Below are 7310 nucleotides of genomic sequence, written 5' to 3'. Positions count from 1 at the left end.
TAAATCGGATGACGCTAAAGTGACGCTTTTCACGCCTTTGATACTTTTCTTTACCGGCTTGCTAAAGCCGGATTCCCAAAATGTCCGCGCACTGCCTTTGGATGAAAAGCGGCGCTTCTGGACGCGCGATAAATTTCAATCATTCGACCGTAGACGATCACAAAGATGATGATTGCCAAAGCGGACATCGTGACCTGCACGATAAAGGATTGCAGGAACAAGCCGAGCAAAGGACCCAAATCCATTGCCATCAGCGTTTCTTCCATTGTTTCCAATGCCGAAGCATCTATGGCAGTATTTCCGGATATGATACCGGCGCTTGCGTTTATAACGTGCTGTGTCACATCAAACACAGCCATCGTGATATTGAATGTGTTTGTGATTAACATGACCGCAACAAAAGTCTTGAACACCCATTTGAAGAAGATCCAGGTTTCAAAATTTGCCAGATTGTTGTGGTCAATAATCATCTGAATTAGCTCATAACAGGCAATGAAGGTCAGAATCAAGCCTGCGATTGGGATAATCACTGACTCGGAGATGTTTCGTACCATGGCAAAGACACCCGGCGAAAAATTCGCCGGGGTCATGCCAACGGAGGTTGCTATCTCGCCAACCTGGTTGTTGACGGACTCAAACATCCCCGACAGATTTCCCATAATAGCTGAAACGAGCATTTCTTTCAGCCAGTCTGTGATCTGTTGGAGTATGCTGTCCAAAGGCGATTACCTCCTTGTTTTGTGATTAACCGAACAGTCCGGAGAGCAGAGGTACAAGGGTGGTGCCGATGAGGGCAACACCGCCGCCAGCCATGAGCTGTTTCATGCCCTGGGACTTTGCGCCGGGGTTATCGTTGCCGTAGCCCTCAAGCAGATTGATTGCACCCCAGATGCCAAGACCTGCGCCCAGAGCGATAACGAGAGTCTGAAGAACGGTTACTGCGCTATTGAAAAATGCCATAATATTTTCCTCCTAAAATTTGAAATTGTTTTGAGAATAGAAAAAGCCCTCCGTACTACCGGCATCAAAACCGGACGGAAGGCTTAGTTTACGAGAATCTTTTCAAGGAACTCCTCGACGGTTATCACGCCAAGTTTCTGTTCCATTCTGCTTCTTGCATATTCAGTTTCACAATCATATATATCACCACCACCTTTCATAAGAAACAGCCAATACATTGACTGCAACAAATCTTCACGAGAAGCACAGATTGTCGGTGAAAAAACGACAGGTGAAACCTTCAGAACCTCTGCGAGTTTCGCTGTGGTTTCTGCATTAGGGGTTCGAGCGTTTTTCTCATACTGAGCAATACGGACATCCGCTGTTTTCTCGGAATACCCCATCAGGAGTCCAAGCTCTTTCTGGGTAAGGCGGCGAAATCGTCTAACGAACTTCAATCGCTGCCCAATAGAGGTATCCGTGATCCACCAAGTCATTTTTTTTACACCTCGCTTTCTGCAAATTCTCGATATACAACCTCATTTTTTGCTCTGCGCTTGCCTACGGCTTCACTGGGAGCAAGGTCAGGGTAGGTTGCCTGCACTTTCTGTCTGCTTCTGCGGACAGTTTCAAACCCCGGAAAGCTGCGTCTATCCAGTTCCTTCAAAAACACAGGAACCGTCATGGCATGAATGTCGATGCCACGCAGACCGGAATAGTGTTCCAGTACCATCAGGTACAAATGATTGTCGGTATTTCTTGCCTTGTGGTCGTGTTCCAAGATGTTCTTAACCAGGGCAGATACCGTTTTCAGATTTTCCAAACAGAAACCTCCTTAATCCGCATCGACTACCACAAACTCATCACCTGCCTTGAGCTTCAACCTTCGACTCAGAAACTGCTCAATGTTGAACTCATTTCTCTTATCAAAGTCTGATGTGTACTTATAATTGGGGTGCTGCGTCAGATCGTACTTGTCAGAAAGAAACGGTCTGACACCACGCAACTGCAAAATACACTTGCTGCCATCCAGAACCGCAAGCTCATCTACGCTCGCAAGGTCTTTGCCTAACTTCTGATAATTCAAGCCGTAAGACGGGCTGTTACCTCTGGTGTTGGAGGTGTTGTAGGTGTCGATAGTTTCTTTTCCCAATGCCTGATTCAGTTCTTTGAGCGTGGTTGGCTCAGAACCACCCAGGAAAATTCGGGAATCCATGTTGCCGATGATGGTATCGGCATTGTCTTTATAAATGGCTTTCAGCTGTGATTGTGCCTGGAGAACAAGGCAAGCCGATATTTCACGGCTTCGGATTGTCGCTACCAGTTTTTCCAGATTGGGAATCTGACCGATGTTTGCCATCTCATCAATCAAGCAGCGCACATGAACCGGCAGTCTGCCGCCGTACACATCATCTGCTTTCTCGCACAACAAGTTGAACAGCTGTGTGTAAATCATGGAGATCAAAAAATTAAACGTCGCATCCGTATCTGACATAATCAGAAAGAGCGCCGTTTTCTTATCTCCGAGAGTATCCAACTGCAACTCGTCATAGGCAGTCACATCTCTGACCTCCTGAATATCAAAAGGAGCCAGACGAGCGCCGCAGGAAATCAAAATCGACTTAGCGGTCTTGCCGGCAGCCAGCTTGTATTTTTTATACTGACGGACTGCAAAGTGATTCGGCTTTTTCTTTTCCAGGGCTTCAAACATCAGATCCACCGGGTTCTGGAACTCCTCATCATCTTCCCGCACCTCCATTGCGTTCAGGAACTCAATCAGGGTGGAGAAATTCTGTTCCTCAACCGGAGCTTCATAGTGGATATATCCGATCAAGGCACAGTAGAGCAGCGTTTCCGCCTTCGTCCAGAACTCATCACCGGCTTTTCCATCACCCTTTGTGTTGGCAATCAGCGTTGTCACCAGTTTCAGAATGTCTTTTTCTGAATGGATATAGGCAAATGGGTTATAGTGCATCGACTTCTGAAAGTTGATGGTGTTGAAAATCTTGATGGTGTAGCCATGCTTCAAAAGGGCGTTGCCGCACTCAATCACGATGCTGCCTTTCGGGTCAGTGACCACATAGGAACTGTGCATCTGGAGAAGGTTTGGCTTCAACCAAAAGCGAGTTTTACCGGAACCCGAACCGCCGATAATCAGAACATTCTTATTTCGGGCATTGGCAGGATTCTTCGGGCGATTGCTCATCATCAGCCGCTCCGTTTTCGTCAGGATCACATTGTCCTCGAACTTTGGTGCAATAAACGGCTCAATATCTTTTGCCGTTCCCCAACGAGCAGAACCGTACTCAACATTGTGTCGGTACTTCTTTGCGTTTTTGCCTTTTAGATAGACAGCCAGCCGAAGTCCTGCGCCGCAGAGAATACCAATCAGCAAATCCAACGGGTGAAAGCTGGGAAACGGATTGTTCAGGGCTATCGGAAGGGCATGAAAAAAGCTGAGGATTTTCGCAGATGAATCTGCCCCCTCAGCCAATCTCCATGCTTCTCCTAAATTCGTAGCGAACAACCCTACCAGAAAATACGGTAAATTCAGAATCAGGAGCTTTTTCATTTTTCTCTTATCCATCACAGATCACGCTCCTGTTTCTTCTCTCGAACCTTCTTCGGAATCGCTGCGACAATTTCCTTGAACTTCTTCAGCTGCGCCAGAACGCTCGGCTTTTCATTCTTGGTTAATGCCCTTGCCTGATGTTCCTTGCAGATTGCATCCAAAGCATCTGCATCTTTAGAACGGACAAAAACAAGAAACCGGGGAGGATCAACGGACTTATCTTTTCTTACGGCAAAGTCCACGCCATACTTCTTGGCGAGCTTTTCAAAATCACGGATACTCTCTTTGTCGATCTCAACATTCGTAGCACCCTGATTCTGTCCCAAAAGCTGTTTCACGGATTGCTTTCCATGAACGGCAGGGTCTCGTGCCTTTTTCATCTTCACTTTTTCCCGGTGCTGCAAATACTTGCGGATACCGGCAATGATAGTGCGCCCCGTCAGCTTGGTTGTGCTGATCGCCAGGTTTACTGTTCTGTTTTCAACTTCTTCCTGCATGATTCATCACCTCCTGCAAGCAGTAGAGTGAACAGATTATCGTGCCATATCTCTGTGGTCGTAATACAGATTGCCCTTGGCAACTGCGGCATGGCTGATAATCTTGATATTGCCAGCTTTCTGGTTATCCAGAGCCTTCTGATAACCCACATCGCTCAAATACAGGCGATTTCTTTCGCCTTTCCAACCGACAGGCGATTCATCGGTCAGCACATCGAAAATAATCATGTGCTTGGTGGCGTCATCAAATCGTGCCAAGTCCATATAGGTATGTCCCTGGTACTCCTTGGCACCATCCTGAATCCGCTTTCGCTCCATCAGCTCTCCAATCGTCGAATTTCTTTGCATAAGAACCTCCTTACAGAACATCTCGGTCAGGGTTACTTTTGTGGGGAACCGAATCAGCTTTGACAGGTGCATCTTCTTTCTTCACCATGTCATCCGGCAGGGGAAGCGCCATAATGCTGCGCCCCATGCGTACAAAAGTCTCAGGCTGATGAAAGTGTTCCTCAAACTGCTTCATCAGTTCCGGGGACAGAGAACAAAAATCATCCTCGCCCAATCCCACAACCAGAAAATCACCGGCGATAATGTCATAAATATCGCCGTCATCATCACGCAGCGCACGGTTCAGTTCTTTGCCTACGAGTTTACCTTCGTCGTGCATCACCAGTGCAACCGGCTCATTGAACGGATAAGTTGCCTCAATATCGCCACCTACGGCTTTCTGCAAATCCTCCAGCTCACAGCCGATCTGCACAGCCTGCGGATACATGAACGGCTTTACCAGCAACACATTCATGGTATCTGCCTGTTCTTTCTGAACCTCCCGTTCCTCGGTCGTGCCGAACGCAACACCGGTAAAGTTTTCGGAGTCCAGAATGTACTCCGAATTGTAATAAGCGGCTCTAACCTGTTCCTCTGCCGCATCGTGAGATTCTGCTTGCACCGTAACCGTTTTCTCCAAGGTTTCGGTGATCTTCACATCGTATTCTTTCAAGTTTCGATACCTCCGTTTCTTTGGAAATAAGAAAAGCGACCATCCATGAACCTGTTACAGTTCATAAATAGTCGCATCCACATCGGCTAAAAGCTCGAACAAGCAAATATCGTCCAGTTCGCAAATCAGGGAACCCATGTCGAAGAAAATATCGTCCTCGCATTCCACCGTAGTAACCACGCTGCGGTGTTCGTTAAGACAAATGGCTTCTTCCTTGTCCATCGTGATCGTAGACATACAGGACACCACATAGAATGTCATATCTTCTGCTAACCACAGCTCCTTGCTCTGAATCGTGCGAACTTTTTCATCGCCGCTCATATCTTCTACATAGGACAGAAGCCGCACGGCTCTGCTGTTCAGAAGTACCTTTCCCTGATAGTCGATACCCTCACCAGCAGAGGACAATACTCGATACTCGCTAATCATCTCGGCATTTTTCTGAAACGACTTTGCCAGAAGCGCAGGAGAAATATCATCGAACTCCTCACTGTAGTTTACGAGCATATCTACCATATAATCAGGATCGCAAAGGTCGTAGAGTTCTTCCAAAGCGCCCTGAATGTTTTTGGGTGTAAACATTTTTTACCTTACCTTTCCATTGATTTTTCTCTTTTTTTCTGCCATTGCTCCAAAAGCTGAATGATTTTATCCTCCATCTGCTTGTTGGTATAGGACTTCGGGAAGTATTTTCGCAACGAATCCGTTTTGAAGGTTACTCTGTCCAGCTCTCCCTTCTTGATTTCATTCATAATCTCGCACATCGCATCCAGCGTACACTCGCCCTCCTGTGCGAGCTTTTTAATTCGCTGTGCTTGCGAAAGGGAAGGAGCTGCTTGAGCATAATCCATTGCAGAAAGAAAATCCTTCTGTTCTTCACTTGCCAGATAGGAAAGCTCCACCGCAGGATTGAATTTGATCTGACCCGTATCTACCATATCCAGCAGTTCCGGAATCAGTTCGGTCAGACGGATATAACGGTGTACCTGATTTCTGCTTTCTCCTGCCTCCTGACCGACTATATCCATTGCCTGCAACTTCATCCCAACTTGGGATGAAGTTAAATCGGTGCGTTGACCTTGATGTTTAATCGCATCCAGCTTCATCTTATAAGCAAATGCTCTTTCACTCGGCAGGATACTCTCCCTCTGCAAATTCGCATCAACCATCAAAATAATGGCTGCATCATCGTCCAGGTCACGAACAATCGCAGGCATGGTTTCCTTACCCGCAAGCTCCGATGCCCGGTGCCGCCTGTGACCAGAAACGATTTCATAACCACCGTCGGGGTCAGGACGGACAATCGCAGGAGTGAGAACTCCGAAATCTCGGACGCTCTCTGCCGTTTTCATCATTTCTTCATCATCAACCACACGGAAGGGGTGTCCCTCAAAGGGGTGTAGCTCAGAAAGCGGAATTTCCTGCACACGCTCCTGCTGGGCTTCAGCTCTGGATTGATCGGTGGAGAAAATATCATCGTACCCCTTCAAGCTGATGTTTGCGCCTTTTTTCTGCATTGTTTAACACCTCCTTCGTCAGAATTTTATAGGCTTCGGCAACTTTGCCTTTGGGATCATGCTTGAAGATACTGGTTCCCTCTGCGCTGATTTCCTCTGCACGGACAGAGCGGGGAATGTCGGTCTTGTAAACCTTCAGCTTTCCGCCGTAGCTCTCCCGAATCAGATTGCTGATGTCTTTGGAGTAGTTGGTGCGGCTGTCCACCATCGTCAGAAGAATCCCTTCAATCCTCAGTTTCGGGTTGATTTGCCTCTTGACCTTGTTGATGGTTCCAAGCAGCTGTTCCAGACCCTTTGCAGGAAGGTATGCTGCCTGAACCGGTATCAGCACATTGTCGGCAGCTGCCAACGCATTGACGGTCAGCATACCCAAAGACGGCATACAGTCAAGAAGAATGTAATCATAATTCTGTTTGACTGTATCCAGGTATTGCCGGAGAATGGTTTCCCGGCTCATGGCATTGACCAGTGCTACCTCCATACCTGAGAGTTCGATGTTGGACGGCACCAAATCAACGCCCTCCGGATGATGAAGAATCCCTTCATCGGGAGTAATAGGGTTTTCCATCATAATCTTTCCCATCAGATCGGAAAGTGTCGGAGACAGATCATCCGGGCAGGGATTGCCCAAACTGACCGTCAGGGAAGCCTGGGGATCGGTGTCTACCAGAAGCACCTTTTTTCCTTCAAGAGCCAAGCCAACGCCCAGATTCTCGGTGGTGGTGGTCTTTCCAGTGCCTCCTTTCTGATTGACCACCGCAATGATGGTTGCTTTTTTCGACATT

The 7310-nt window shown here is 47.5% G+C and carries 10 protein-coding genes and 1 pseudogene; all 11 read right to left on the bottom strand.

Annotation, left to right across the window (positions count from 1 at the left end; genetic code table 11):
• Positions 1-128 precede the first annotated feature (128 nt).
• A pseudogene (locus D8Q48_RS11625) lies at positions 129-719 on the bottom strand (CD0415/CD1112 family protein); the annotation flags it as partial.
• A gap of 25 nt (positions 720-744) precedes the next feature.
• On the bottom strand, positions 745-960 hold the full coding sequence (locus tag D8Q48_RS11620) for a Maff2 family mobile element protein (RefSeq protein ID WP_002576404.1): 216 nt from the start codon (positions 958-960) through the stop codon (positions 745-747).
• 83 nt (positions 961-1043) lie between these two features.
• A complete protein-coding gene (locus D8Q48_RS11615) occupies positions 1044-1436 on the bottom strand; it encodes a helix-turn-helix transcriptional regulator (RefSeq protein ID WP_002304334.1) in 393 nt (130 codons plus the stop codon).
• Positions 1437-1441: 5 nt separating this feature from the next.
• Positions 1442-1762 carry a hypothetical protein gene (locus tag D8Q48_RS11610; protein WP_002304332.1) on the bottom strand — a complete coding sequence of 107 codons (321 nt, stop codon included), beginning with the start codon at positions 1760-1762 and terminating at the stop codon, positions 1442-1444.
• 12 nt (positions 1763-1774) lie between these two features.
• A complete protein-coding gene (locus D8Q48_RS11605; RefSeq protein WP_002588968.1) occupies positions 1775-3526 on the bottom strand; it encodes a VirD4-like conjugal transfer protein, CD1115 family in 1752 nt (583 codons plus the stop codon).
• Entirely contained in the window at positions 3526-4008 is a 483-nt protein-coding gene (locus D8Q48_RS11600; protein ID WP_002304320.1) for a PcfB family protein, read from the bottom strand. Before D8Q48_RS11600 ends, D8Q48_RS11605 begins: the two co-directional genes overlap by 1 nt.
• Before the next feature lie 36 nt (positions 4009-4044).
• Positions 4045-4356 (bottom strand): DUF5720 family protein, encoded by a 312-nt coding sequence (locus D8Q48_RS11595; protein WP_002304317.1) that lies wholly within the window; start codon positions 4354-4356, stop codon positions 4045-4047.
• A gap of 10 nt (positions 4357-4366) precedes the next feature.
• Positions 4367-5008, bottom strand: coding sequence for a DUF3846 domain-containing protein (locus D8Q48_RS11590; protein WP_002588969.1), 642 nt, complete (start codon positions 5006-5008; stop codon positions 4367-4369).
• 54 nt (positions 5009-5062) lie between these two features.
• Positions 5063-5515, bottom strand: coding sequence for a hypothetical protein (locus tag D8Q48_RS11585; RefSeq protein WP_243116287.1), 453 nt, complete (start codon positions 5513-5515; stop codon positions 5063-5065).
• An 83-nt stretch (positions 5516-5598) separates the two neighbouring features.
• Complete coding sequence (locus D8Q48_RS11580; RefSeq protein WP_002304314.1) at positions 5599-6525, bottom strand: ParB/RepB/Spo0J family partition protein; 927 nt, start codon at positions 6523-6525, stop codon at positions 5599-5601.
• A complete protein-coding gene (locus D8Q48_RS11575) occupies positions 6482-7309 on the bottom strand; it encodes a ParA family protein (RefSeq protein WP_002304313.1) in 828 nt (275 codons plus the stop codon). The genes D8Q48_RS11580 and D8Q48_RS11575 overlap by 44 nt, the downstream gene beginning before the upstream one ends.
• Position 7310 lies beyond the last annotated feature (1 nt).

Source organism: Ruminococcus sp. B05 (assembly GCF_003628495.1).
Lineage (GTDB): Bacteria > Bacillota > Clostridia > Lachnospirales > Lachnospiraceae > Schaedlerella > Schaedlerella hominis.
Note: the sequence above shows the minus strand (reverse complement) of the source record. Positions and strands in the feature narration are given on the sequence as shown.